The organism is Haloflavibacter putidus, from assembly GCF_006546625.1.
GTDB classification, from domain to species: domain Bacteria; phylum Bacteroidota; class Bacteroidia; order Flavobacteriales; family Flavobacteriaceae; genus Mesonia; species Mesonia putida.
Genome location: NZ_VIAR01000007.1, coordinates 1 through 25,383, shown reverse-complemented (window position 1 = coordinate 25,383; position 25,383 = coordinate 1). Strand labels below are relative to the sequence as shown.

The following is a 25,383-nucleotide window of genomic DNA, read 5'->3' as shown; positions in this document are numbered from 1 at the left end:
ATTTTCTGCAGCGGTAACAAAAAAACAAAACAACTCCGTCCTACCGCAGCCCAAAATCATCACAAGAGCACAAATATTACGCAAAAAAAGACGCTTAAAAGTAACTATTAAAAAAACTGTATATGTACAAAAAGCCCATTGCGTAAAGCCTTGAGAATTTTTAGTTTGCGTTGAAATTTAAAAAAACTAAGAAATAAAAATTTTGAGTTTCAAAGAACATTGCACACTTTCTTTACTCTTTATTTTTCACGTTACACTCCCATATACAGTAGAAAGCGAATTAACCTTCAAATCTATTCAGAAACAAAAAATTTTTACTGAAACACTTGTTATACCATAGAAGATACCTGAAATAATTTAATTTCTCCACTAAGTTTATGTAAATATTTTCTAGACTAGTATAAACAGAGCAATACCCACAAATACAATTATTTGTAACCATTTTAGATACCAACCCGCTCGGGGATAATTTCTTATTTTCTTGGCAAGTTGACCTGCAAACACAGCTATTGCACCAAAAACAATAAAAGAAACCACAATAAACAAAAAACCTAAGATGTAAAATTGCCATAAAACGGCAATAGTAGGAGAAAACAAAAATTGTGGTAGCAAAGCCAAAAAGAATAACGTAACTTTTGGGTTTAAAACATTCATTAAAAATCCTATTCTAAATAACTTTCCATAAGATTTACTACCTTTTTCATTCTTTACGGAAAACTGAATTTCAGCATCGCTTTGGTAAACGCGATAGGCTAAATACAGCAAATAAACGGCACCCAAAATTTTTATTGCCCAAAAAACCTGTTGATTTTCTTTTAGAATAACCGAAACACCAAACGCTACCAAACTGGTGTGTACCAAACAACCCGTCATCAAACCGGCAACAATGGCCAAACCTTTTTTCTTGCCATAGACAATACTTTGCGCTAACACAAAAATATTATCTGGTCCCGGCGAAATAGCCAATGCCGCCGTAGCAATCATAAAAGAAATTAAGATTTCTGTCATTAATTTCGCGCTAAAATTGCTTGGTTAATTGTTTTTATCAAAGTGGGACCTTCGTACACAAAGCCGGTATATAATTGTACCAAACTGGCGCCGGCATCTAATTTTTCTAAAGCATCTTGGGCAGAATGTATTCCGCCAACACCAATAATAGGAAAGCTGTTGTTGCTTTTTTCTACCAAAAATCTAATTACTTCCGTAGAGCGATTGGTTAAAGGTTTACCGCTTAAACCGCCGGTTTCTTTCTTATTAGCAGACTGCAAACCTTCACGAGAAATCGTGGTGTTTGTAGCAATTACACCGGCAATTTTGGTTTCGGTAACAATTTCTATAATATCTAATAATTGCTGATTGGTTAAATCTGGGGCTATTTTTAGCAAAATAGGCTTGCTTTTTTCCTGCTGGTCATTGATTTCCTGCAAAGCAAAAAGTATTTTCTTTAAAGGTTCTTTATCTTGCAACGCCCGTAAATTTGGCGTGTTGGGAGAACTTACATTTACCACAAAATAATCTACATAGGCAAACAAAGCATTAAAACAAAAAATATAATCGTTTACCGCTTCTTCGTTGGGCGTAACTTTGTTTTTGCCAATATTGCCGCCAATAAGCACTTTCCCGTTATTCGCTTTTAAGCGTTTTACCGCTGCTGCTACGCCATCGTTATTAAAACCCATTCGGTTTATAATTGCCTTATCTTCTTTTAATCGGAATAAACGTTTTTTGGGATTTCCTTCTTGGCCTTTTGGTGTTAAAGTGCCAATTTCTATAAACCCAAAGCCCAACGCCTCCAACTCTTTATATAGTTTGGCATCTTTATCAAAACCGGCAGCCAAACCAACCGGATTTTTAAATTGCAAACCAAAAACTTCCCGTTCTAAAGCTTTATTATTTAGCGCATATTTTTTTCGGACTAATCTTTCCGTAAAGGGAAATTTAAAAGCTTTTCTTAAAGCAGAAAAACTAAAATGGTGCACTTTTTCAGGATCAAATTTAAAAAGTAACGGGCGCAAAAAGGAAGTATACATGATTGGGTTGTGTTTACACAAAAATAAACATTTATAAGATATGTAAAAGTGTGACTCCAATATAAAAGTTTGGCGTTTTTTAGTTCGTTTTTTGAAATTATGTTAAAGAAATAAGCTTTTTCACAAACTGTTGTCAACTGTTATTGCTTTGCTTATTTTTGAGAAAAATTAGTTTAAAATGATCAATAAACAAGAAATTATAGACCGCTTTGTAAGTTATGTAACCATAGATTCTGAAAGCGACCCAAATTCTAACGCCACGCCCAGCACCGAAAAACAATGGGATATGGCCAAAAAATTAGAACAAGAACTCCGCGAAATGGGCTTAGAAGAGGTAAGCATAGACAAACACGCTTACGTGATGGCAACTTTGCCGTCTAACGTAGAACACAAAGTGCCGGCCATAGGTTTTATTTCGCATTTTGATACCTCACCAGACTTCACCGGAAAAGATATAAAACCACAAATTACCGAAAATTATGACGGTAAAGACATTGTTTTAAACCAAGAGCAAAACATTATTTTATCGCCAGATTATTTTGAAGATCTTTTACTGTATAAAGGCCAAACTTTAATTACCACGGACGGCACAACACTTTTAGGTGCTGATGATAAAGCTGGGATTACCGAAATTATGAGTGCGGTTAAATACCTTTTAGCACATCCCGAAATAAAACACGGCCCCATAAAAATAGGATTTACCCCCGACGAAGAAATTGGTCGCGGCGCACACAAATTTGACGTAGAAAAATTTGGCGCAGAATGGGCGTACACGATGGATGGCAGCCGCGTAGGCGAATTGGAGTACGAAAACTTTAACGCCGCCGGCGCCACGGTAAAAGTAAAAGGTAAAATTGTGCACCCCGGTTCTGCCAAAGGCAAAATGGTAAACAGCCAGTATATTGCGCAAGAATTTATAAACTCTTTACCAAAACTGGAAACGCCCGAGCATACTGACGGCCGACAAGGATTTTTCCATCTTACCCAAATAAACGGAAAGGTAGAAGAAACCAAACTTCAGTACATTATTCGCGACCACGATAAAGAGCATTTTGAAGCCAGAAAAGAGATGATGCGAGATTTAGCCAAAGAAATCAATAAACAACGCGGCGAAGAAGCAATTGAAATAGAAATAAAAGACCAGTATTTTAATATGCGCGAAAAGGTAGAACCGGTAATGCACATTGTAGACATTGCCGAAGAAGCCATGAAAGAGCTGAACATAAAACCTATAATTAAGCCCATTCGCGGCGGTACAGACGGCTCCCAACTTTCATTTATGGGCTTGCCCTGCCCCAATATTTTTGCCGGCGGCCATAATTTTCACGGTAGATACGAGTTTGTGGCAGCAGAAAGTATGGTAAAAGCAACGCAGGTAATTGTAAAAATAGCCGAGCTAACTGCAAAAAAATATAAATAATTTGGGCGGCAGCCAGGCTTTCCGCTTGTAGTTGGCACTCAAAAAACCAAAAAACCTGCTACCGCAAGAGCTTCTAAAGTCGCTTTGCGGCAGCGGGTTTTTTAATAGGTTTTTTAGCGTACCAAGCTACCGCTACAATCCTTGCCGCAAAACTTTAAAATTACAACCAATGGCAGTAAAAAAAGTAGAAGAATACTTAGAGAAACATTCAAAATGGCAAACCCAATTAGAAAAACTAAGAGAATTATTAAAGCAAACCATCCTAACCGAATGCATAAAATGGGGAGCGCCTGTTTATACGCTTAATAATAAAAATGTAGTAGGCTTAGGAGCGTTTAAAGAACACTATGCACTTTGGTTTTTTATCGGTGCATCCTTATCGCACAACACCGCTTTATTGCATAACGCACAGGAAGGGAAAACAAAGGCTTTGCGACAAATTAGATTTACAGCAAAAGACTCTTTACCTCTAAATGAACTGAAAAAATATATAGAAGAAGCAATAGCGTTGCAAGAAAAAGGCATTAAAAAACCGGTTAAAACCAGTAAAAAAAGCCATTCTTTGCCAGAAATAGTTAAACAGCAATTTAAAGAAAACCCCGAATTAGAAACTCATTTTAAAGCGTTAACACCTGGTCGTCAGCGAGAATATATAGAGCACATAAATTCGGCTAAGCAAGAAAAAACCAAAGCGCGGCGTTTAGAAAAAAGCATTCCTTTAATTATGGCCGGTAAAGGCTTACACGATAAGTATAAGAAGAAATAAAAAAATTCTAAACCGCCTGTAAAAAAGACTTACAAGTTTTTAGATAACTATCACTATTACAGGAAAATTGGTATGAAATTATTCTTCAAAGGTCCCCTACAAGATATTGTTTACAATGCAAGTTTGTTTTCAACTTGTTATTATTTCTGCAGTATTAAACAAATGCAAAGAGAGTATTACAAGGGACTTTAGTCCCTTGCATGCCTTCAATAATAAAAAAAGGTCAGTAAAAACTGACCTTTTTTCTTTTTAAAATCCGTAAAGATTTTATTTTTTATCGTCTTTCTTAGGTTCGTTCACGTTTTTGGAAAGTTCCATAGAAATAGACGATTTATCAAATGTTATTTTACCGGCGCCGGTTTCTAAGATAACCGCATTTAGCTTTTCGCTAAAATCGATTATTTTACCGTGCATACCGCTTTTAGTAACTACCTTATCGCCTTTTTTTAACTCGCTGGCAAAACTTTTTTCTTGTTTTTGACGCTTCATCTGTGGTCGTATCATAAAAAGATAGAACACGGCAAAGATTGCCAAAAAAGGTAGAAAACTCATCAAATCGTTCATAGACTTATTTTACTGGGTTTCCGCTTGCTGCCTTAGCTTTTGGCGTTACAAATGCTTTTATCTTAATCATTTCTTGCCCGGTTTTGGTATTGGCGGTAATTCTAACTGTTTTCATTTGGTTGTTAGGTTTACCTCTAGAATCAAACTTCACCATCATTTCTCCTTCTTCTCCCGGTGCAATTGGGTCTTTTGGCGGATTAGGCACTGTACAACCACAGCTTCCTTTTGCGTTGGTAATTACCAAAGGCTCGTTTCCTGTATTGGTAAATTTAAAACTGTGTTCTACCACGTCGCCTTCGTTAATTGTACCAAAATCGTGCATTTCCTTCTCAAAAGAAAGTTCTGCATATTTCTCTGCGTTATCGTTGCTGTTTTCTGCAACTTCTTTTTGATTTTCTTCCTTCATTTTATCGGAAGCGCTGTTTTCTTTACATGAAGTAAAAACCATAGCGGCCGCAGCTGCTAACATTAAAAATCCTTTTTTCATTTTTACTGTTTTAGTCATTATTTGTAATTAATTTTTTCAATCGCTAAAAATAAGAAAATTATACGTATTACATCAAGCCTCTTCCCATTTTATTTAATTTGCCATTTTCTTTGTACTCTTTAGAGAGTTTATCTAAAATACCGTTTATAAAAATACTACTCTTTGGCGTGCTGTATTCTTTGGCTATTTCTAAATATTCATTAATACTTACCTTAACGGGAATAGAGGGGAATTTAAGAAATTCGCAGATAGCCATTTTAAGTAAAATAGCATCTATTTCTGCAATACGTTCTTTATCCCATTTTGGGGTTTTTTCGCTAACATCTTCCATAAAGGCTTGCTCGTTTAACAAGGTCTTCTTAAAAAGTTCTGATGCAAAATCTTTATCTTCCTGACTTTTGAAAAGACGCGGAATCTCAAACTGCTCATATGATGCTTTGGCGCGTTGTAAAAGTTTTAATAAACCGGTGTTTACAATAGGTAAATCGTCTAACCAGGTTAATTTTCTATCCTCTAAATAGTCGTAGAGTTTTTCGTTGGGAGCAATTACTTCTTTAAAAATAGTAATTATAAAGTTCTTGTCTTCCTTATAGTTAGATTCTCTAGTAGCAAGATAATCATTATAATGTTGACTGGTTTTTACAGCTTCCCACAAAATGGCTACATACTCCTCGTCGCGGCTCCAATTGGTTAATTTTCTATCTTCCAACAATTGCGAGAGCTTTTCTGTCTTCTCTATTTGTTGAATTACTCTATTGTTTACAAATTTTAGGTTGGGGTTTTTGTCTTCTTCCGTAGCGAGGTATTTCTTTTGCGATTTTGTCAAAAAATCTTCTGCCTTGTCTTTGATTTTTACTAGCAAATCTAAGTTTAGCAAAAAGAGATCGTACATCTCTTGCATGCTTTTTTGCAGAAATTTCTCTTCGGCGTTTAGGTTTTCGTTGGCAGATTGTCCAAACGCATAAATAGATTGCATTACTTTAACGCGAATATGTCTTCTTGTTAACATAGTTTTTTTTAAAGAACATTTATAAAATAAAACAGGGCGGTTTTTTTACCGCCCTGCAAAAATAGGTTTTTATTTATAGAAACAAATTCTTGTTGCTTATTTTCTAGCTTTCTTTGCGTCTATTCTTTCTTGTGCTATTTGCATAGCGGCTTGATTGGTAGTAAGTTGTTGCTTTTCTGCCATCGTTAAAATTTCTAAGGTAGTATTATAGATATTTTCGGTTTCATCTAGGGTTTGCTTGCGGTCATAACCTTTTAGCTCACCATAAACATTAATTACCCCACCTGCATTAATTAAAAAATCTGGTGCGTATACAATACCTTTTTCTTGCAACATTCTGCCGTGGGTTACCTCCTCTTCTAATTGATTATTTGCTGCACCTGCAATAACTTGCGCTTTTAATTTTTTAATGGTTTCAGAATTTACAGTTGCCCCAAGTGCGCAAGGCGAATAAATATCTACATCTGCGGTATAAATATCGTCTTGTTCGTATATTTTAGCGCCGTGTTTTTTACTCACCTCTTCTAGACGTTCTCTACTTATATCTGTAATATAAACCTCTCCGCCTTCTTCGCGTATATGTTTTACCACGGTTTCGCCAACATTGCCAATACCTTGTACTAAAATGCGTTTGCCTTCTAAACTATCGCTGCCAAATTTATACTTAGCTGCTGCCTTCATACCCATATAAACGCCATATCCTGTAACTGGAGAAGGATTGCCAGAACCTCCCAAACTCTCAGAAATACCGGTAACGTGTTTGGTAACTTCGTGCACGGTATCCATATCTTCGGTTTGCATTCCTACATCTTCTGCGGTAATATATTTTCCGCTAAGGGAATCTACAAACTTTCCAAATCTACGCATCAATTCCGGCGTTTTTTGAGTTTTGGCATCTCCTATGATAACGGCTTTTCCGCCGCCTAAATCCAATCCGGAAATAGAGCTTTTAAAAGTCATTCCGCGCGACAGACGCAAAACATCGTTTAATGCTTCCCACTCGCTGGTATAATTCCACATTCTGGTACCACCCAAAGCTGGTCCTAAAACCGTATTGTGAATACCAATTATTGCTTTTAAACCTGTATCTTTGTCGTTACAAAAAACAACTTGTTCATGATTATCAAAGGAAAGTTGCCCAAAAACCGGAGCGACTTTTTTTAATTCATTAGCCTTTAAAATTTCGGCGTCCATAAGCTATGATTTTATATTAAATTATTTTATTTGCAAAACTTCCCTACAAAAATAACGAATATTTTAAAGTTAAAGCCTCGATTGCTTACTAATTTGTAAATTTGATAAAAGTTGAAGAAAAATAAAAATGAATTGATTTGAAGAAAATAATGCTCTTTTAACTTTATATAGTTTATTTAGTATACTTTCTTTATCAAAAAATATAAAATAATTTATAAAGCCTGATTTCCGCGAAGGAAAAAATAATAAAAACACTAAAAGTTACGTCCGGCAGAAAAGTAATTATATGAAAGCATTACAGCATTTAAATAAATATCTTTACAAATACCGCGGTAGGTTATTGTTGGGATTGGTAATTACAGTTGCTGCCCGAATTTTTGCTGTGTATGTACCGCAATTTATAGGAGACTCTACAGATGTTATTGAGCAATACATCAATGGCGAAATTACGCAAATGGAAGTGGTAAAATCAAAATTGGTAACCAATATATTAATTATTGTTGGAGCCACTTTGCTTTCTGCTTTACTTACCTTCTTAATGCGGCAAACTTTTATTGTAGTTTCCAGACATATTGAATACGATCTTAAAAATGAAATATACCGCCAATACCAAAACCTATCGCTTAACTTTTACAAAAAAAACCGCACCGGCGATTTGATGAATCGCATTAGTGAAGATGTTAGTCGTGTACGTCTTTATTTGGGACCTGCGTTAATGAACAGCGTTTCTACCATTACTATGTTTATTGTAGTTATAGCTTTTATGGTTAGTAAAGCACCGCTACTTACTTTATATGTGGTGGCGCCGTTTCCTATATTGTCTTTCGCAATATACAAACTGAGCCGCATGATAAATAAACGCAGTGCTATTGTGCAGCAGTATTTATCTAAGCTAAGCACTTTTACGCAAGAAAGTTTTAGCGGTATATCGGTTATTAAAAGTTACGGAATGGAAAAACAAATCAACACAGATTTTGTAGATCTTTCTAATACCAGCCGAGAAAAAAATATTGATTTGGTAAAAGTGCAAGCTTTCTTTTTTCCTTTAATGGCTTTATTGATTGGTGGCAGTAATATTTTAGTAATCTATATAGGAGGACGCCAGTTTATAAATGGTGAAATAGAAGATATTGGCGTAATTGTAGAATTTTTGCTTTATGTAAATATGCTATCTTGGCCCGTTGCCAGTGTGGGTTGGGTTGCAGATATGATTCAGCGTGCCGAAGCTTCGCAACAACGTATTAATCAGTTTTTAAAAGAAAAAGCTCAAATTAGTAACAAGCAAGAAAAAACTAAAAAAATAGAAGGTAATATAGAATTTAAAAATGTAAGTTTTACCTACGAAGACACCAATATTACCGCACTAAAAGATATTTCATTTACCGTAAATCCTGGAGAAACTTTAGCCATAATTGGCAAAACAGGCTCCGGTAAATCTACTATTTTAGAGCTTATTGGTAGGTTATACGATATAGAAAATGGTGCCTTGCTTATAGATAAAACACCAATTGATCAATTAAATTTAAAAAACTTACGTGCTGCCATTGGCTATGTGCCACAAGATGCTTTTTTGTTTAGCGATAGTATAAAGAACAATATTCGGTTTGGCAAGAGTAAAGCCAGCGATAAAGAAGTTATGCAAGCCGCCAAAAATGCCGCAGTGCATAAAAATATTGTTGGCTTTAGCAAAGGTTACGATACTGTTCTGGGAGAACGCGGACTTACCCTTTCGGGCGGACAAAAACAACGTATTTCTATTGCGCGCGCTATTATACAAGACCCACAAATTTTACTTTTTGATGATTGTCTTTCTGCCGTAGACACAGAAACAGAAGAAGAAATTTTAAGCAATTTGCACCAAATTTCTTCTAATAAAACCACCTTAATTGTAAGCCACAGAATATCTTCTGCCAAAAACGCAGACAAGATTATTGTTTTAGAAGATGGCAAAATTAAAGAGCGTGGTAATCATCAAACTTTAATTGCGCACAACGGCTATTATAAAGAGCTTTATCTAAAGCAATCTGCCGAAAAAGAAAATTGATATTTTTTTGGTAGATGTTAATATTTTTAAGATTTTTGAAGCCAGTATTTATAAACTAATCCAAATTAATTCCGTTATGAGTGATAAAGGAACGATGCAGAAAGAAGAAATTTTTTCTAAAGTGTTACGAGCAGGAAGAAGAACCTATTTCTTTGACGTTAGAGCTACAAAAGCAGAAGATTACTACCTTACTATTACCGAAAGCAAAAAATTTACCAACGACGATGGTTCATTTTTCTACAAAAAACACAAGATTTATTTGTACAAAGAAGATTTTGCTGGTTTTGAAGAAATTTTGCGTGAAATGACCAACTTTATCATTAACGAAAAAGGAGAAGAAGTAATTAGCGAACGCCACCAGAAAGATTTCAAAAAGAACTATGAAGAAGAAAATAGCAATAGCAACGGGGTTGCCGAAAAATTTACAGACGTAAGTTTTGAAGATATATAAAAATCAGATATATTTCAAAAAACCTCCTTTTAAGTCTTTTTAAAAGGAGGTTTTTTTATTAAGGCTGTAGTTTGATGAAGCTATGTTTTTCTAAGTCCTTCCTTGCCGGAATTCTGCCTTTTAGTTTACCGAGGAAAAAGAAAAAATTCTAAAAACTTATATAGAATTCATGTAATTAACTAATCCGCAAACCATTTGGCACTTTAGCTTCGGGTTGAATTATGGTAACCTCATCTTCTTGCACTGCTCCCAATAGCAAACATTCACTCATAAAATTCGCAATTTGCTTTTTAGGGAAATTAACAACGGCAATGGTCTGTTTTCCTATTAAGTCTTCTTTTTTATAGCGTTTAGTTATTTGTGCCGAGGTTTTTAAAACCCCTATATCTTTTCCAAAATCAATTTTTAATTGGTATGCTGGTTTTCTAGCTTTAGGAAAATCACTTACCTCTATAATAGTACCCACACGCATATCTATCCGGCTAAATTCTTTCCAACTTAAATTTTTATCTGTTTGCATTTCTTTACGGATTTGATTTCTTCTAAAATAATTATAATTGTTTTTTATGTTAATGATGGTAGCGATTACCCTGCAAGCAAACTTTTTTTTCTGGCTTACTGAAGCGTAAAAGCCCCCAATTTTGAATTAGCGGAGCGCCCAAGATATAATTATTTTGCGTATTTTTAAAATTAAAACCGGATATGACACAGCAAACTGCCGCCTTACAATTGGGCAAAAAGGCACCCGATTTTAAACTTTTGGATGCGAAAACCAAAGATTTTTATCGCTATGAACAAGTACGAGGTAAACGCGGAACAATTATTATGTTTTTGGCCAACCATTGCCCTTACGTGCAATTGGTAGCCGAGGAATTAAGCCGACTAGCCAACGATTACCGTATTTTAGGTTTTGGCTTTGCCGCCATTTCCAGTAACGATGCAGAACAATATCCGGCAGATAGTTTTGGGAATATGCACTTTTTTGCCAGAGAGTATGATTTTACCTTTCCTTATTTATACGATGAATCGCAAGAAATCGCCAAGGCTTACGCTGCCGAATGCACACCTGATTTTTTTATTTTTAACGCGGAAAATGAGTTGGTATATCACGGACAATTAGACGATGCCAGACCGGGAAACGGCCTTGCGGTAAATGGTAGAAACGTACGAGAAACTTTAGATAATCTATATTACAACAGACGGCTTAATACAAAGCAAAAACCCGGCGTTGGATGCAGCATAAAGTGGAAAAAAGCCTAAAATCACACCAAAATAAAAACAAAAAAAGCTGCTCCAATAAGTTCTGACTTAAGTTGAAGCAGCTATTTATTTATAACAAAATAATTAGAAAAGCCTTAAGCTTTTACCAATTCTACATCAAAAACCAAACTGGCATTTGGCGGAATTACGCCGCCTGCGCCTTGTTTGCCGTAAGCAAGATGTGATGGGATTACAAAAGTAGCTTTTTCGCCTTCGTTTAAAAGTAAAATACCTTCGTCCCAACCGGCAATTACGTGACCAACGCCCACAGGAAATTCCAATGGTTTGTTACGTTTATACGACGAGTCAAATTCGTTACCATTTAAAAGTTTTCCACTATAATGAACTTGTACGGTGCTTCCTTTTTCCGGTTTTTTGCCGTTAGTTGTTTTGGTTTTCTTATAAAACAAACCACTTGCTGTTTTTTCGTAACCTTGGGTGATTTTCTCTAAAGCTTCTTCTTGCCGACGTTTTTCGGCTGCTTCGCGTTCTATTTTTTGATTATTAAAACGTTCAAAAGCTTTGGTAGCGTCAAAATTTTTGGCTTCTTCTCCTATTCTTTCTATTTCTAAGCTTTCTATCTTATCTCCTTGTTCTATTTTATCTACTACTTCTTGTCCTTTTACCACTTCTCCAAAAATGCTATGTTTGTTATCTAACCACGGCGTAGGAACGTGCGTAATAAAAAATTGGCTTCCGTTAGAACTGGGACCGGCGTTAGCCATAGATAAAATTCCCGGTTTATCGTGTTTTAAATCCGGGTGAAATTCGTCTTCAAACTGGTAACCCGGATTCCCGGCACCGGTACCTTTTGGGTCGCCCCCCTGAATCATAAACTCAGGAATTACTCGGTGAAATGCGAGTCCGTCGTAAAAAGGCTCACCTAAATCTTTTTCTTTATTTGGTTGTTTCCCTTCGGCTAAAGCTACGAAGTTACCTACCGTTCCCGGAGTTTTATCGTAATGTAGTTTTACTAAAATCTCTCCTTTTGAAGTATTGAATTTTGCGTATAATCCGTTTTCCATTTGTATATTTTTAAAAGTGCAAAGATAAGGTGTAGGTTTCTAGTTTGAAAATGCGTTTAATAGTGGGCAGTATTCAGTTGCAGTGGGCAGTGGGCAATTTTAAAATTTAGGCTGTGAAAAAGATTTCTCAGTCGTTTCTTTATCGAAAGGATAGCGAAAATCGATTTTATTTTCCGAAGTCATCTCGACGAATGGAGAGATCTTTATCCCAAGTGTCAATAAGCAGTAGAAAAGAAGATTTCTCAGTCGTTCCTCCATCGAAATGACAGTGAGAATATTTTTTCTATTGTCATCTAACCTAATAAAGTACTGAACCATTTAACCGATTATCAAATTAACCAGTCAGTAAATTAACCAATCAACTACTCTAATTTGCTACTTCACTAATAAATTTAATACGGTATAAACGAATTTCTTCATCTTCGTAGTCGCCATCAAACTCATCCATGGCTTCGTCTATTTTATCGGTTTCGGCTTCCAAAAAGTACTCGTGCAATTCTTCCTGTTGGTCTTCGTCTAAAATATCATCTAACCAATAATTGATGTTTAGTTTGGTACCGCTATAAACAATTGCTTCCATTTTTTTAATGAAATCTTTCATCTCCAAACCTTTAGCATTGGCAATATCCGGCAACGGTAATTTTCTATCTACACTTTGAATTATATACAGCTTTTGCGCACTATTGGCACCGGTAGATTTTACTACCAAATCGTCTGGTCTTACAATATCGTTATCTTCTACGTATTGTTGGATTAATTGTATAAAGTCTTTACCAAACTTACGGGCTTTGCCCTCTCCTACTCCGTGCATATTGGCTAACTCTTCCATACTTACCGGATATTTGGTAGCCATATCTTCTAAAGAAGGATCTTGAAATACTACAAAAGGAGGAACATCTTTCTTTTTCGCTACTTTTTTCCGAAGATCTTTTAACATCTTCATCAGTTTGTCGTCTGTAGCGCCACCAGTTGCTGCGCTTGTGATATTCTCCGGACTTTCTACACTAAAAACGTGATCTTCTGTCATTTCAAAAGACACCGGATTTTCTAAATAAGCTTTTCCTTTTGGGGTTAATTTTATTACGCCATAGGTTTCTATGTCTTTCTTTAAATAGCCAGCAACCAATACTTGTCGTAAAAGCGCCATCCAATAACTGGAAGATTTATCTTTTCCTTTACCAAAAACAGCTATCTCATCTGCTTTATGGGCTTTTATTAAGGCATTAGATTTGCCTACAAGCGTACTAACTACCTCTTTACCTTTATACAGTTGGCGGGTTTCTTTTACCGTTTTTAGCAGAAGCAAAACTTCTTCTTTTGCCTCGTGTTTTTTCTTTGGGTTGCGCACATTGTCATCCATTTCTGCGCCTTCGCCCGTTTCAGAATCGAACTCTTCCCCAAAATAATGTAGAATAAATTTACGTCGCGACATAGAAGTTTCGGCGTAAGCCACAACATCTTGCAACAAAGCATGACCAATTTCTTGCTCTGCCACGGGCTTGCCACTCATAAACTTTTCTAACTTTTCTATATCTTTATAAGCATAATACGCCAAACAATGTCCTTCGCCACCATCTCTTCCGGCGCGACCGGTTTCTTGGTAATAACTTTCTATACTTTTGGGAATATCGTGGTGAATTACAAAACGCACATCGGGTTTATCTATTCCCATCCCAAAAGCAATGGTTGCTACTACAACATCTATATCTTCCATCAAAAACATATCTTGATGCTTGGCACGGGTTTTCCCGTCTAAACCGGCATGGTAAGGTACTGCCTTGATACCGTTTACTTGTAAAGTTTGTGCTAATTCTTCTACCTTTTTCCTACTCAAACAATAAATAATACCGCTTTTGCCGGAGCGTTCTTTTACAAATCGAATAATATCTGCATTGACATTGGCTGTTTTAGGCCTTATTTCGTAATAAAGATTTGGTCGGTTAAAAGAAGCTTTAAAGGTATTGGCATCGGGAATACCTAAGTTTTTAAGAATATCTTCTTGTACTTTTGGGGTTGCGGTTGCCGTTAAAGCAATAATAGGAATATCTTCTCCTATGCGTTGTATAATTTTACGTAAATTACGGTACTCAGGCCTAAAATCGTGTCCCCATTCTGATATACAATGCGCTTCGTCTATAGCCAAAAAAGAAATTTTCTGTTCTTTAAGGAAATCTACATATTCTTCTTTGGTTAATGATTCCGGGGCTACATATAAGAGTTTGGTAATGCCGTTTTCTATATCGCTTTTTACTTGGCGTACTTCGGTTTTGTTTAGCGAAGAATTAAGCACGTGTGCCACGCCGTTTTCTTCTGAAATACCGCGAATAGCATCTACTTGGTTCTTCATTAAAGCAATTAAAGGCGAAACCACAATTGCAGTTCCTTCTTTTATAAGCGCCGGTAATTGGTAACATAAAGATTTTCCGCCCCCGGTGGGCATAATTACGAATGTGTGCTGATTTGCTGTTATACTGCTAATTACTTCTTTTTGTAAGCCTTTAAATTGACTAAAGCCAAAGTAATTTTTTAATTCCTGATGTAAATCGATTTCTGCCAAACTGATAATTTAATGTTACAATTTTACATACCTTTGTCATATTTAAAGATACATAATTCTAATATACCTGCAAATTCAAAATATTAAAAATTAATGTCAAATAATAATATTTTAACGGTAGCGCGCCAAACGATTGCTAATGAAGCCGAAGCGGTAAAAAATTTACAAAACTACATTAACGACGACTTTTTAAATTCCGTAAAGGTAATTTATAACGCTACCGGCAGGGTAATTATTACCGGCATTGGCAAAAGCGCTATTATTGCCACCAAAATTGTTGCCACTTTAAACTCTACCGGAACCCCGGCGATTTTTATGCACGCCGCAGATGCTATTCACGGCGACTTAGGAACCATTTTGGAAGACGATGTGGTAATCTGCATTTCTAAAAGCGGCAACACGCCAGAGATTAAAGTTTTGGTACCATTTATAAAAAATTTTAAAAACAAATTGATTGCTATTACCGGCAATGAAGATTCTTTTTTAGGACAGCAAGCAGATTTTGTTTTAAATTCTTATGTAGAAAAAGAAGCTTGCCCTAACAATTTAGCCCCCACCACCAGCACCACTGCACAATTGGTGATGGGTGATGCCTTGGCTATTTGTTTGTTGGAAATGCGTGGTTTTTCTAGCAAAGATTTTGCAAAATACCACCCCGGCGGTGCTTTGGGCAAAAAGCTTTATTTGCGTGTTAGCGATATTACCGCAGAAAACCAAAAACCAATGGTGGCTCCTACTACCCCAATAACGCAAGTAATTGTAGAAATTTCAGAAAAAATGCTAGGCGTTACGGCAGTAGTAGATAAAGATAAGATTGTTGGTATTATTACAGACGGAGATTTAAGGCGTATGCTTACGCAAAATAAAAACATAAGCAACTTAACCGCGAAAGATATTATGGGTACCAACCCTAAAATAATAAATAACAACGCAATGGCCGTAGATGCGATGGATGTTTTGGAAGAAAACGGAATTTCCCAACTTATTGCTGAAGAAAACGGTACTTATGCGGGCATTGTACACTTACACAACTTAATAAAAGAGGGAATTATATAAGATGGCAAAAACACACCGCAACCCAAACGAAATGTCTTTTTTAGACCATCTTGAAGAATTACGTTGGCACTTAATCAGAGCAACAATGGCCGTTTTACTGGCAGGAGTTGTGGCTTTTTTGGCCAAAGGTTTTATTTTTGACGTGGTTTTATTTGGCCCCAAAAGAGCAGATTTTGTTACTTACGATATCTTATGTAAAGCTGCACAATTTTTAAATTTAGACGAAAGTTTTTGCTTTGACGAGATTCCGTTTCGTATACAAAGTAGAAAAATGGCAGGACAGTTTAGCGCCCATATGTGGACGGCAATTATTGCCGGATTCATTATGGCGTTTCCTTATATTTTATATGAATTCTGGAAATTTATCTCTCCCGGCTTGCACCCCAAAGAACGCAAAGCTTCCAGCGGTTTTATAATTATCGCGTCTTTATTATTCTTTATTGGCGTATTGTTTGGTTACTATGTGGTTTCGCCTTTATCTATCAATTTTCTGGGTAGCTACCAAGTAAGTAAAGAAGTTTTTAACGATATTGACTTGGCCAGTTATATGGGCTTGGTGCGTACCTCTGTTTTAGCCAGTGGTATTGTGTTTGAGCTTCCCATCATTATTTATTTGCTTACAAAATTGGGCGTAGTAACTCCAGAAGATTTAAAAAAATACAGAAAATTTGCCTTGGTTGGCATTTTAATTGTTTCAGCAATTATAACACCGCCAGACATTGCCAGTCAGGTAATAGTAGCCATTCCCGTTTTGGTATTATATGAAATAAGTATTTTTATCTCGCGTGTGGTTATCCGAAAACAACGAAAAAAAGAAGCAAAAGAAAAATCTTTAACAAAGACTAAATGACAAATCAAGTAGATCAATTTAATGCGTACCGTTCTAAAATGAACGAGAAAATTTTAACCGAAAATAATAAGGTTATAAAACGCATATTTAATTTAGATACTAATGCCTTTACGGAAGGAGCTCTGGATAAAAAAACCAAAGAACTTCTGGGCTTGGTAGCATCTGTGGTCTTGCGATGCGACGATTGTGTACGCTATCACTTAGAATCCAGTTATTCGCAAGGGGTTACCAAAGATCAAATTATGGAAACTTTAAGTATTGGCACTTTAATTGGAGGAAGTATCGTAATTCCGCACCTTAGAAGAGCATACGAATATTGGGAAGCTTTGGAAGAAAAAAGCGTTACGGTTGGTAGTGATCAGTAAACAGTGTTCAGTTAGCAGTAGTAATTGACGATTAATAATTATTAAAATTTGAAGTTTGAATTTTGAATTAAGATGATTGAAAAAATTAATTTCCGAGCTTATCGCTTACAGGGTAAAGCTTGGAAAATGGAAATTAGAGATTAGAGTGTAGAAAAAAGAATTCAGTTGGCAGTGTTCAGTTAGCAATGGGCGGTCAAGGATAAAAATTTAAAAATAGAGATGATACTACGGGCAGACAATTTGGTAAAAGCATATAAAGGCAGGAAAGTAGTAAAAGGTATTTCTGTAGCAGTAGAGCAGGGAGAAATAGTAGGACTTCTAGGTCCTAACGGAGCAGGAAAAACCACCAGTTTTTATATGATTGTTGGTTTGATAAAACCAAATAGCGGCAATATTTTTTTAGACAAGACCAATATTACCAAATACCCGATGTATAAACGCGCACAACACGGCATTGGTTATCTGGCGCAAGAAGCTTCTGTGTTTAGAAAACTAAGCATAGAAGACAATATTATGAGCGTACTGCAACTTACCAAACTCTCTAAAAAAGAACGCGAAGACAAAATGGAAGCGCTTATTGACGAATTTGGTTTGGGACATATTCGTAAAAGCAGGGGAGATTTACTTTCGGGTGGAGAACGCAGACGTACCGAAATTGCCCGCGCCCTGGCAACCGATCCAAAATTTATTTTATTAGATGAGCCTTTTGCCGGCGTAGATCCGGTAGCCGTAGAAGATATTCAGCGTATTGTTGCCCAACTAAAAAAGAAAAACATAGGAATTCTCATAACCGACCATAACGTACAAGAAACCTTAGCCATTACAGACCACACTTATTTAATGTTTGAAGGTAGTATTTTAAAACACGGTGTCCCGGAAGAATTAGCCGAGGATGAAATGGTAAGAAAAGTTTACCTGGGTCAGAATTTTGAATTGCGCAAAAAAAAGTTGTTTGATTAATGTTCAGTGGGCAGTTAGCAGTCCTCCGTGGAAAGGATAGCGGAAATTGATTTCGTTTTCCAAATGTCCTATCGACGATAGGAGATATCTTTTTTGACTGCGATATGCTATAAGCATTAAGCTTCAAGCGGAAAAAGATTTCTCAGTCGTTCCTCCATCGAAATGACACTCAGAATTTCCCCCTATTGTCATCTAACTTAATAAAATAATGAACCACTCAACCTATTCACTAATTAACAAATCATCAAATCACCAAATCATCAAATCATCAAATCAATCGCATCTTTTCATTTTCCAACTGTCATATCGACGATAGGAGATATCTTTTTTCCCAGGCTGAATAAACAATAAGCAGTAAAAAGATTTCTTAGTCGTTCCTCCATCGAAATGACACTTAGAATTTCCCCCTATTGTCATCTAACTTAATGAAGTAACCATCCAACCAATTCCCCCAAATCACCAAATTAACCAATCTGCCAATTTACCGCATCTTTATATTTCCCAATTGGCATCTCGACGAAAGGAGAGATCTCATTACGATTTTTGAATGTAGAAAAAGATTTCTCAGTCGTGCCTCCATCGAAATGACACTCAGAATTAACCCCTATTGTCATCTAACTTAATAAAATAATGAACCATTCAACCTATTCACTAATTAACAAATCATCCAATCAACTACTCGCTCTCCTTTACTATCAACGATAAAACTATGTACAATAAAATGATAATCGGGAGGCTCCAAAACTCTAAGAAGATAATCAAGCCGGCACAAAGTAATAAAAACAAGTAGCGAAACCAATTGGGTTTTAAAGCATAGGTTTTAAATTTTAGCGCAAATAAGGCTATTTCCGCGTTAAGCAAAATACAACTTACAATGCTTAAACCCACTAAAAACCAAGTATTAAAAAGCAAAGTATTGGCCAACTCGCCGGGCTGAAAAGTAAGAATTAACGGAAAACTCAATATCAAAATAGCATTTGCCGGCGTTGGTAAACCTATAAAACTACTGGTTTGCCGCTCGTCTATATTAAATTTTGCCAACCGATAGGCAGACCCCAAAGTTACCAGAAAGCCCACAATGGCAATCCACGAAAAGTCGAGATATAAATAGTCTTGCGTAGACCAAGCCAAGGCATCGCTTTCAAAAGAATAATCAACCGACTTAGAAAGCAGTTGAAACATTACAATTCCCGGCACTAAACCACTGGTTACCATATCTGCCAAAGAATCTAATTGCAAGCCAATTTCACTTTTTACATCTAAAGCCCGCGCTGCAAGTCCATCAAAAAAATCGAAGAAAATACCCAAGCCCACAAATGCCGCCGCAGTAATCAGGTTATTTTGTACGGCTAAAACAGTGGCAATTGCCCCGCTTAATAAATTCAGTAAAGTAATTAGGTTAGGTATATGTCTTTTCATTGTAAATGGGTTCTAACGGTTAAAAATACAAAACTTCGCGTATTAGCAATATTTCTTCCTTAACTATTTATTGGTTTTCTTTTTTGATTTGACATTTTTTAGAGGCAAAGAGTCAAGAAGGACAATTGACTAAAGACAATTTGCTGTTTTTTTCTCGATACAATCCCGCACCTGCGGGATCACTCGAAATCCGTAAAAAGTAAATCGATAATCATTTGGCTTATTTTTGTTTGCATACTGTAGAATGTATGATTTTGATTTTTAATATATCACCCATTAACTAATTATTCAATTCACAAAGCAACTAATTATGCCACAAAGAGATCCTGAATAAAATCTTTCCGTTGGTCAGATTTTTTCAGGATGACAGATGATGGAATGTTTGAGTTTTTACAAATAAACAAATGAGTTTGAATTTTCAATCAATAAAAATTATTTATCTTCTGCTCATTTTTTCTTGATAAAAAATCCTACGGTTGGACTCAGGATAAACTAAGCCAAAAAATCAAGAATAGTAAAGGAAATTTCTTTTATGCCGATATTATCGAAACAAAAGAACCGCTCGCTCTCTGCGCTACATGCTTTTTTTCGCTATCGCGAAAAGCACTTCCGCTTGTCGCTCGTTATTTCTGAAACTATTCGAGTATTTCTTTATACTAAAATTTTTCTTTAATATATATGTGTGTTTGTCCTCATCTCTAGTAACGAATTAACAAATTTTACTCTTTTACTCTTTTTACTCTTCGATTTGCATCGCCCATGAAAAGTAGGCCGTTTTGAGAATTTTAATTATACTGAAAAAAAAAGAACTGAAAACTTTGAACTTAAATATCGAATTCACATTATTTGTTACGCAGTTTGGGCAATAAGTATGCGTATTTAGGGTTTATATATGATAAATAAATCAGATATTTGCAAAAAATTTAACCTTTGAAGAAAGCACTTCCCTTTCTGTTTTTTTTAATTTCTATTGCCGGTACGGCGCAACAACTCCGTAAATATTCTAACGAATTTTTAAATATAGGAGTAGATGCAGCGGCATTTGGAATGGCAAATGCAGTGACGGCAACTACCGCAGATGTAAACGCGGCTTATTGGAATCCTGCCGGGTTGGTAAATTTAGAAGACAAGCAACTCTCTCTAATGCACGCCAGCTATTTTGCCAATATTGCCAATTACGATTATATAGCCGGCGCGATGCCTTTAGATAAAAAAAGCGCAGTTGCTTTTAATATTATTCGGTTTGGGGTAGACGATATTATGAATACCACCCAACTTATAGAAGAAGACGGCAGCATTAATTATGACAACATAAGTTTGTTTTCTGCGGCAGATTATGCTTTTACATTTTCTTACGCCCGGTATTTGCCCTTAGATGGTTTTAGTTACGGAATAAATGCTAAAGTTATTCGCCGTATAATTGGTGAGTTTGCCACCTCCTGGGGTTTTGGTTTTGATGCCGGCATTCAGTTTCAAACCAAAAACAACTGGTCGTTTGGTGTTATGGCCAGAGATATTACCACTACCTACAACACTTGGGCAATAGACGAAGACGAATATGCCAAGATACAAGATGCGGTAGAAGGACAAAACCAAGAACTGCCCGAAACCACTGAAATTACTTTGCCCAAACTACAACTGGGCATCGCCAAAAATTTTACTATTCGGCATGACTTTGACCTTAAAACAGAGGTTGACCTAAATATGCGTTTTGCAGAAACCAACGATTTAATTTCTACTTCTGCCGTAAGCGTAAATCCGGCTTTCGGTTTTGAAGTTGGTTATATAAAAATGGTTTACCTGCGCGGCGGGATGGGCAATTTTCAAAACACAGAACAATTTGACGGCAGCAAAGAACTGGGGTTTCAGCCAAATTTTGGCGTAGGTTTTAAATATCGCGGCATAGCGGTAGATTATGCTTTTACAGATATTGGCGACCAAAGCACGGCGCTTTATTCCAATGTCTTTTCCTTAAAAATAGATTGGAGTATCTTTCGATAATAGCGTATTTTTGCGGCAACTTAAAAATCTACGCCAAAGACCGTTTTTAGAATGAAACCAATTTATCTTGCTTTACTTTCCGGATTATGTTTGGCCTTGGGATGGCCAACTTACGGTTTTCCCTTATTTTTATTTTTTGCCTTCGTACCCTTATTATGGGCCGAATTTAAACTTCGGCAACAGCTAAATAAAACCACTGCTGCTAAAGTTTTTGGGCTTTCTTATCTCACTTTTTTCCTGTGGAATATCATCACCACCTACTGGCTCTATCATTCTACGGTTTTCGGGATGGTTTTTGCCGTTTTGGTAAATTCTTTATTAATGAGTTTGGTGTTTTTAATTTATCACCACCTTGCCAAACGTCTCAATTTTAGCGCCGGCGCAACTTTTCTAATTTGTTTATGGATTGGTTTTGAAAAACTGCATTTAATTTGGGAATTTTCCTGGCCGTGGTTAAATCTTGGCAACGGCTTTTCAGAATACATCACCTGGATACAATGGTACGAATATACCGGTACTTTTGGCGGTACTTTATGGGTTTGGCTGCTCAATTTCAGCATTTTTAAAAGCCTTCTTTTATATAGGCAATACCGCGAAAAAGCTATTATCTATCGCGGAATAATAAAAAATACGCTGTTTATTTTACTTCCTATAGTGGTAAGTTTACTTTTATGGAACGCTTACGCGGAAAAAGACGCGAGTCCACCCCAGTTGGAAGCTGTAATTGTCCAACCTAACATCAATCCGTACACCGAAAAATATAACACTACAGATAAACGCGTGGGACAATTAATAAACAGCCTGGCAAAAGAAAAATTAACCGATTCGACTGCTATTCTCGTTGCCCCCGAAACCGTTTATGCAGATGGCACGCAGCTAAACCAATTTAAATACTCGCAAGCCCATTATTTTGCAGAAGAACTCTTAACCCAATACCCCAATTTAAATATCTTGGCAGGCATCTCGATGATGCAGTGGATTACGCAAGAAAGCAAGGTGCGCGGTCAGACCAATTTTGTAAAACCCGGTTTATGGTACGACGATTATAATTCGGCTTTTTTGATGCGTAAAAACGCAGAACCGCAGTTATACCATAAATCAAAACTGGTGGTTGGTGTAGAAAATTTTCCGTACCAAGAATTTTTAAAACCCATTTTAGGTGATGTAATGATAGATTTGGGCGGTACCGTCGCTATGAAAACCACGCAAGATAAAAGAGAGGTTTTTAGCCTTAACGGAAAAGGAAAAGCCGCGCCAATAATCTGTTACGAGTCGGTTTACGGCGAATATGTTACCGGCTATTCCCAAAACGAAGCCGGCTTTTTAAGCATTATCACCAACGATGCCTGGTGGGGCAACACCCAAGGTCACAAACAACACTTAAGTTACGCAAGATTACGCGCTATCGAAAATCGGAAAGACGTAGTACGCAGCGCCAACACCGGTATTTCGGCTTTTATAAATCAGCGTGGCGAAATCACGCAACAATTGGGTTACGAAAAACAAGGCGCTTTACGCGGAAAAGTAAACCTCAACACCCAAAAAACATTTTACGTAAAATACGGCGATTACATAGCGCGCATTGCTATATTTTTAGGCGTTTTTGTATTGCTTTTCGGTATTGCAAAGAAACGGAAGCTTGGTTGATGTGTTGATGAGCGGATGTGTTGATTGGAATAGGAAAAACTCCGCTGTCATTTCGATGGAGGGACGACTGAGGAATCTTTTTTGCATATTGCTTATTCCCACTCGGAATAGAGATTTCTCCTATCGTCGAAATGACAATTGTAAAACAAAAATAACTACTGTCATTTCGCTGGAGGAACGACTGAGAAATCTTTTTCTGCATATTGCTTATTCCCACTCGGAATAGAGATCTCTCCTATCGTCGAGATGACACCCGGAAAATAAAAACACATTCTCACTGTCATTTCGATGGAGGAACGACTGAGAAATCTTTTTTGCATATTGCTTATTCCCACTCGAAAAAGAGATTTCTCCTATCGTCGAAATGACAATTGTAAAACAAAAATAACTACTGTCACTTTTATGGAGGAACGACTGAGAAATCTTTTTCACTACCTACAACCCAAGATCTACCACCTCAAACCTAAAATTACTGCCCTCTAAAGAAAATTACCGTGCTTAGGGTTTTTATGAAGATTCTTAGGTCTAAAAAGGGTCCGCGGTGTTTGATGTAGTAAAGGTCGTATTGTAATTTTCTAAGACTATCTTCTTCGCTGCTTCCATAAGAAGTACTTACTTGCGCCCAACCCGTTAGTCCGGGTTTAATTACGTGACGAATATCGTAAAAGGGAATAACTTTTGCCAATTCTGTTACAAAAACGGGGCGTTCGGGACGTGGACCTATAAAACTCATATCGCCCACCAGAACATTATAAAATTGCGGAATTTCATCTAAACGGGATTTCCGTAAAAACTTTCCGAATTTTGTAATACGGGTATCGTTATTTTGCGACCATTGCGCTCCATTTCTTTCGGCATTTATCACCATTGTGCGCAGCTTTAAGATTTTAAAGTTGCAGCCGTTTTGTCCTACGCGTTCTTGAGTATAAAAAAGCGGACCTCTATTGCCAATAGCATTTCCTATTATAACTAAGGGTAAAAATAAAGAGCCCAAAATTATTCCGACAACGGAGCAAAGCACATCTAACACGCGCTGTAAAAACAGATATAATTTATTTTGATTACTTCGGCTAAAGGGAAAATATTTATAAAAATCGCGCTCCAAATAGGTAATCGGGATTCTCTCTTTAAACTCTTCGTAGACTTGCGAATATTCTTTTATGGTATAACCTTTACGGAGCAAACGAATAAGTGCCGCATATAAGTTGCCATTTATTCCGGTTTTATAAGAGCTGCACACTATAATTTCGCCTATATGGTATTGCTTAACAAACTCTTCCATACAGTCAAGCGAGATGCTAGGCATGGCAGCTTCGGGTAAAAAGTTTATTTGCTCAGTCTCTTTTGTATTTACATAAGCAACAACATTAAAATTAGGATCTGCAGCTTTAAGATCTTCTATGATTTTTAAGATATCAAACGAATCGCCTACTATCAATACTTTTTTACTGAATCTAGGCGTTGCAATTAATTTCATATAGAGATAACGCCATAGGCTAAGCGCTACCAAAACCGCTAGATAAAAATAAATTATTTGTAACCTATTACCAGGTAAGGCCGGCGTGTAAAATGGCGTAAGCAGGTAAAAAAACACGGTCGCTGAAGTGGTTAATACGATGTTTTTAAAAACCCGCGGACGTTCGTGGTTTTTCTGTAAGTTATAGAGCTCGAAGATGGTAGCAAATACCAATAGGTAAAAACTTAGGATAATAGACCATACCCAATGCTGACTATTGATGATAAAATAATCGAAATCGAAGATAAAACCTACTGCGTAAAGACTACCCAAAACGAAAACCACATCAAAAATTCGCAGAAGAATTTTACGTTCAGAAATTTCAAAATGTATTTTTCTAGTATCGACCATCGGCAAAATAAAAAGCCAAAGATAGTTTTTTTAATGAAATATGTTCGATTTTTCGTAATCCGTTTTCTGTGGAATTAGAATAGGGCGAACTGATAAACTGATGAACTGGTTGCTTGGTTCATGTGAATAGAAATTATCGCTGTCATTTCGATGGAGGAACGACTGAGAAATCTTTTTGCTTACTACTTATTGACACTCAGGATAGAGATCTCTCCTATTGTCGAGATGACACTGGAAAAAAACATTCCCGCTGTCATTTCGATGGAGGCACTGTAAGCTTCCCTTAAAACCGAACTGTTTAAAAGTAGAATATTTATCTTAAATTTAAACAGTATGAAAAAGAGTAAATTTTCCCCACAACAGATCGCTAAGATCCTCAAAGAATTTGATAACGGAAAAACGGCCGTTGAA

Annotated in this window: 22 protein-coding genes; 11 read left to right on the top strand and 11 right to left on the bottom strand. The window is 36.5% G+C overall.

The features are described 5' to 3' along the window. Positions 1-390: 390 nt before the first annotated feature. Positions 391-1,008, bottom strand: coding sequence for a LysE family translocator (locus FKR84_RS08185; protein ID WP_141421814.1), 618 nt, complete (start codon positions 1,006-1,008; stop codon positions 391-393). After that, positions 1,008-2,030: a quinone-dependent dihydroorotate dehydrogenase gene (locus FKR84_RS08180; RefSeq protein ID WP_141421813.1), complete on the bottom strand. Its 1,023-nt coding sequence runs from the start codon at positions 2,028-2,030 to the stop codon at positions 1,008-1,010. The genes FKR84_RS08185 and FKR84_RS08180 overlap by 1 nt, the downstream gene beginning before the upstream one ends. A 178-nt stretch (positions 2,031-2,208) precedes the next feature. Between FKR84_RS08180 and pepT the strand changes: the two genes are divergently transcribed. Together pepT and FKR84_RS08170 are read left to right on the top strand one after the other, a co-directional pair. Continuing rightward, entirely contained in the window at positions 2,209-3,450 is a 1,242-nt protein-coding gene (gene pepT / locus FKR84_RS08175) for a peptidase T (RefSeq protein WP_141421812.1), read from the top strand. Positions 3,451-3,619: 169 nt separating this feature from the next. Beyond that, complete coding sequence (locus tag FKR84_RS08170; protein WP_141421811.1) at positions 3,620-4,216, top strand: YdeI/OmpD-associated family protein; 597 nt, start codon at positions 3,620-3,622, stop codon at positions 4,214-4,216. Positions 4,217-4,483: 267 nt separating this feature from the next. Here the strand turns inward: FKR84_RS08170 and yajC are convergent, their stop codons facing one another. The 4 genes from yajC to FKR84_RS08150 form a co-directional block, all read right to left on the bottom strand. Beyond that, entirely contained in the window at positions 4,484-4,780 is a 297-nt protein-coding gene (yajC, locus tag FKR84_RS08165; RefSeq protein ID WP_141421810.1) for a preprotein translocase subunit YajC, read from the bottom strand. Between the two features lie 4 nt (positions 4,781-4,784). Beyond that, the gene (locus tag FKR84_RS08160; RefSeq protein ID WP_141421809.1) at positions 4,785-5,267 is read right to left on the bottom strand and encodes a DUF1573 domain-containing protein; all 483 of its coding nucleotides are present in this window, start codon (positions 5,265-5,267) and stop codon (positions 4,785-4,787) included. 67 nt (positions 5,268-5,334) lie between these two features. Then, the gene (gene nusB / locus FKR84_RS08155; RefSeq protein WP_141421808.1) at positions 5,335-6,276 is read right to left on the bottom strand and encodes a transcription antitermination factor NusB; all 942 of its coding nucleotides are present in this window, start codon (positions 6,274-6,276) and stop codon (positions 5,335-5,337) included. A 96-nt stretch (positions 6,277-6,372) separates the two neighbouring features. Continuing rightward, complete coding sequence (locus FKR84_RS08150; RefSeq protein WP_141421807.1) at positions 6,373-7,470, bottom strand: Glu/Leu/Phe/Val family dehydrogenase; 1,098 nt, start codon at positions 7,468-7,470, stop codon at positions 6,373-6,375. Between the two features lie 286 nt (positions 7,471-7,756). On the opposite strand from FKR84_RS08150, the gene FKR84_RS08145 reads away from it, so the two are divergent. Beyond that, a complete protein-coding gene (locus FKR84_RS08145) occupies positions 7,757-9,514 on the top strand; it encodes an ABC transporter ATP-binding protein (RefSeq protein ID WP_141421806.1) in 1,758 nt (585 codons plus the stop codon). A gap of 76 nt (positions 9,515-9,590) precedes the next feature. Then, positions 9,591-9,965 carry a PUR family DNA/RNA-binding protein gene (locus tag FKR84_RS08140; RefSeq protein WP_141421805.1) on the top strand — a complete coding sequence of 125 codons (375 nt, stop codon included), beginning with the start codon at positions 9,591-9,593 and terminating at the stop codon, positions 9,963-9,965. 175 nt (positions 9,966-10,140) lie between these two features. Here the strand turns inward: FKR84_RS08140 and FKR84_RS08135 are convergent, their stop codons facing one another. Next, entirely contained in the window at positions 10,141-10,485 is a 345-nt protein-coding gene (locus tag FKR84_RS08135) for a tRNA-binding protein (protein WP_141421804.1), read from the bottom strand. 182 nt (positions 10,486-10,667) lie between these two features. On the opposite strand from FKR84_RS08135, the gene FKR84_RS08130 reads away from it, so the two are divergent. Further along, entirely contained in the window at positions 10,668-11,225 is a 558-nt protein-coding gene (locus FKR84_RS08130; protein WP_141421803.1) for a thioredoxin family protein, read from the top strand. A gap of 95 nt (positions 11,226-11,320) precedes the next feature. Here FKR84_RS08130 and FKR84_RS08125 read toward each other — a convergent pair whose 3' ends face one another. Both FKR84_RS08125 and recQ read right to left on the bottom strand, forming a co-directional pair. Further along, a complete protein-coding gene (locus FKR84_RS08125; RefSeq protein ID WP_141421802.1) occupies positions 11,321-12,250 on the bottom strand; it encodes a peptidylprolyl isomerase in 930 nt (309 codons plus the stop codon). A gap of 367 nt (positions 12,251-12,617) precedes the next feature. Further along, positions 12,618-14,813: a DNA helicase RecQ gene (gene recQ, locus FKR84_RS08120; protein ID WP_141421801.1), complete on the bottom strand. Its 2,196-nt coding sequence runs from the start codon at positions 14,811-14,813 to the stop codon at positions 12,618-12,620. An 87-nt stretch (positions 14,814-14,900) separates the two neighbouring features. Between recQ and FKR84_RS08115 the strand changes: the two genes are divergently transcribed. The 4 genes from FKR84_RS08115 (at position 14,901) to lptB (ending at position 18,038) form a co-directional block, all read left to right on the top strand. After that, positions 14,901-15,863, top strand: a complete 963-nt coding sequence (locus FKR84_RS08115) for a KpsF/GutQ family sugar-phosphate isomerase (protein WP_141421800.1) — start codon at positions 14,901-14,903, stop codon at positions 15,861-15,863. Between the two features lies 1 nt (position 15,864). After that, on the top strand, positions 15,865-16,713 hold the full coding sequence (tatC, locus tag FKR84_RS08110) for a twin-arginine translocase subunit TatC (protein ID WP_233357717.1): 849 nt from the start codon (positions 15,865-15,867) through the stop codon (positions 16,711-16,713). After that, entirely contained in the window at positions 16,710-17,078 is a 369-nt protein-coding gene (locus FKR84_RS08105; protein WP_141421799.1) for a carboxymuconolactone decarboxylase family protein, read from the top strand. Before tatC ends, FKR84_RS08105 begins: the two co-directional genes overlap by 4 nt. 219 nt (positions 17,079-17,297) lie before the next feature. Continuing rightward, positions 17,298-18,038 carry an LPS export ABC transporter ATP-binding protein gene (gene lptB, locus FKR84_RS08100; RefSeq protein ID WP_141421798.1) on the top strand — a complete coding sequence of 247 codons (741 nt, stop codon included), beginning with the start codon at positions 17,298-17,300 and terminating at the stop codon, positions 18,036-18,038. A 675-nt stretch (positions 18,039-18,713) separates the two neighbouring features. On the opposite strand, the gene FKR84_RS08095 is transcribed toward lptB, so the two are convergent. After that, the gene (locus FKR84_RS08095) at positions 18,714-19,457 is read right to left on the bottom strand and encodes a CDP-alcohol phosphatidyltransferase family protein (RefSeq protein ID WP_141421797.1); all 744 of its coding nucleotides are present in this window, start codon (positions 19,455-19,457) and stop codon (positions 18,714-18,716) included. 930 nt (positions 19,458-20,387) lie between these two features. Here FKR84_RS08095 and FKR84_RS08090 point away from each other — a divergent pair. Beyond that, a complete protein-coding gene (locus tag FKR84_RS08090; protein ID WP_233357716.1) occupies positions 20,388-21,458 on the top strand; it encodes a putative type IX sorting system protein PorV2 in 1,071 nt (356 codons plus the stop codon). 51 nt (positions 21,459-21,509) lie between these two features. After that, complete coding sequence (gene lnt / locus FKR84_RS08085) at positions 21,510-23,105, top strand: apolipoprotein N-acyltransferase (RefSeq protein ID WP_141421796.1); 1,596 nt, start codon at positions 21,510-21,512, stop codon at positions 23,103-23,105. Between the two features lie 469 nt (positions 23,106-23,574). On the opposite strand, the gene FKR84_RS08080 is transcribed toward lnt, so the two are convergent. Next, the gene (locus FKR84_RS08080; protein WP_141421795.1) at positions 23,575-24,972 is read right to left on the bottom strand and encodes a sugar transferase; all 1,398 of its coding nucleotides are present in this window, start codon (positions 24,970-24,972) and stop codon (positions 23,575-23,577) included. Between the last annotated feature and the right edge of the window lie 411 nt (positions 24,973-25,383).

Bases quoted from the DNA above. Each gene is read 5' to 3' on its own strand.
- FKR84_RS08180 (WP_141421813.1), bottom strand. From the start codon at position 2,030: ATGTATACTTCCTTTTTGCGCCCGTTACTTTTTAAATTTGATCCTGAA.
- FKR84_RS08130 (WP_141421803.1), top strand. From the start codon at position 10,668: ATGACACAGCAAACTGCCGCCTTACAATTGGGCAAAAAGGCACCCGAT.
- FKR84_RS08145 (WP_141421806.1), top strand. From the start codon at position 7,757: ATGAAAGCATTACAGCATTTAAATAAATATCTTTACAAATACCGCGGT.
- tatC (WP_233357717.1), top strand. From the start codon at position 15,865: ATGGCAAAAACACACCGCAACCCAAACGAAATGTCTTTTTTAGACCAT.
- FKR84_RS08080 (WP_141421795.1), bottom strand. From the start codon at position 24,972: ATGGTCGATACTAGAAAAATACATTTTGAAATTTCTGAACGTAAAATT.
- lnt (WP_141421796.1), top strand. From the start codon at position 21,510: ATGAAACCAATTTATCTTGCTTTACTTTCCGGATTATGTTTGGCCTTG.
- FKR84_RS08185 (WP_141421814.1), bottom strand. From the start codon at position 1,008: ATGACAGAAATCTTAATTTCTTTTATGATTGCTACGGCGGCATTGGCT.
- nusB (WP_141421808.1), bottom strand. From the start codon at position 6,276: ATGTTAACAAGAAGACATATTCGCGTTAAAGTAATGCAATCTATTTAT.
- lptB (WP_141421798.1), top strand. From the start codon at position 17,298: ATGATACTACGGGCAGACAATTTGGTAAAAGCATATAAAGGCAGGAAA.
- FKR84_RS08135 (WP_141421804.1), bottom strand. From the start codon at position 10,485: ATGCAAACAGATAAAAATTTAAGTTGGAAAGAATTTAGCCGGATAGAT.
- FKR84_RS08125 (WP_141421802.1), bottom strand. From the start codon at position 12,250: ATGGAAAACGGATTATACGCAAAATTCAATACTTCAAAAGGAGAGATT.
- FKR84_RS08105 (WP_141421799.1), top strand. From the start codon at position 16,710: ATGACAAATCAAGTAGATCAATTTAATGCGTACCGTTCTAAAATGAAC.
- FKR84_RS08170 (WP_141421811.1), top strand. From the start codon at position 3,620: ATGGCAGTAAAAAAAGTAGAAGAATACTTAGAGAAACATTCAAAATGG.
- pepT (WP_141421812.1), top strand. From the start codon at position 2,209: ATGATCAATAAACAAGAAATTATAGACCGCTTTGTAAGTTATGTAACC.
- FKR84_RS08140 (WP_141421805.1), top strand. From the start codon at position 9,591: ATGAGTGATAAAGGAACGATGCAGAAAGAAGAAATTTTTTCTAAAGTG.
- FKR84_RS08160 (WP_141421809.1), bottom strand. From the start codon at position 5,267: ATGAAAAAAGGATTTTTAATGTTAGCAGCTGCGGCCGCTATGGTTTTT.
- FKR84_RS08115 (WP_141421800.1), top strand. From the start codon at position 14,901: ATGTCAAATAATAATATTTTAACGGTAGCGCGCCAAACGATTGCTAAT.
- yajC (WP_141421810.1), bottom strand. From the start codon at position 4,780: ATGAACGATTTGATGAGTTTTCTACCTTTTTTGGCAATCTTTGCCGTG.
- FKR84_RS08095 (WP_141421797.1), bottom strand. From the start codon at position 19,457: ATGAAAAGACATATACCTAACCTAATTACTTTACTGAATTTATTAAGC.
- FKR84_RS08150 (WP_141421807.1), bottom strand. From the start codon at position 7,470: ATGGACGCCGAAATTTTAAAGGCTAATGAATTAAAAAAAGTCGCTCCG.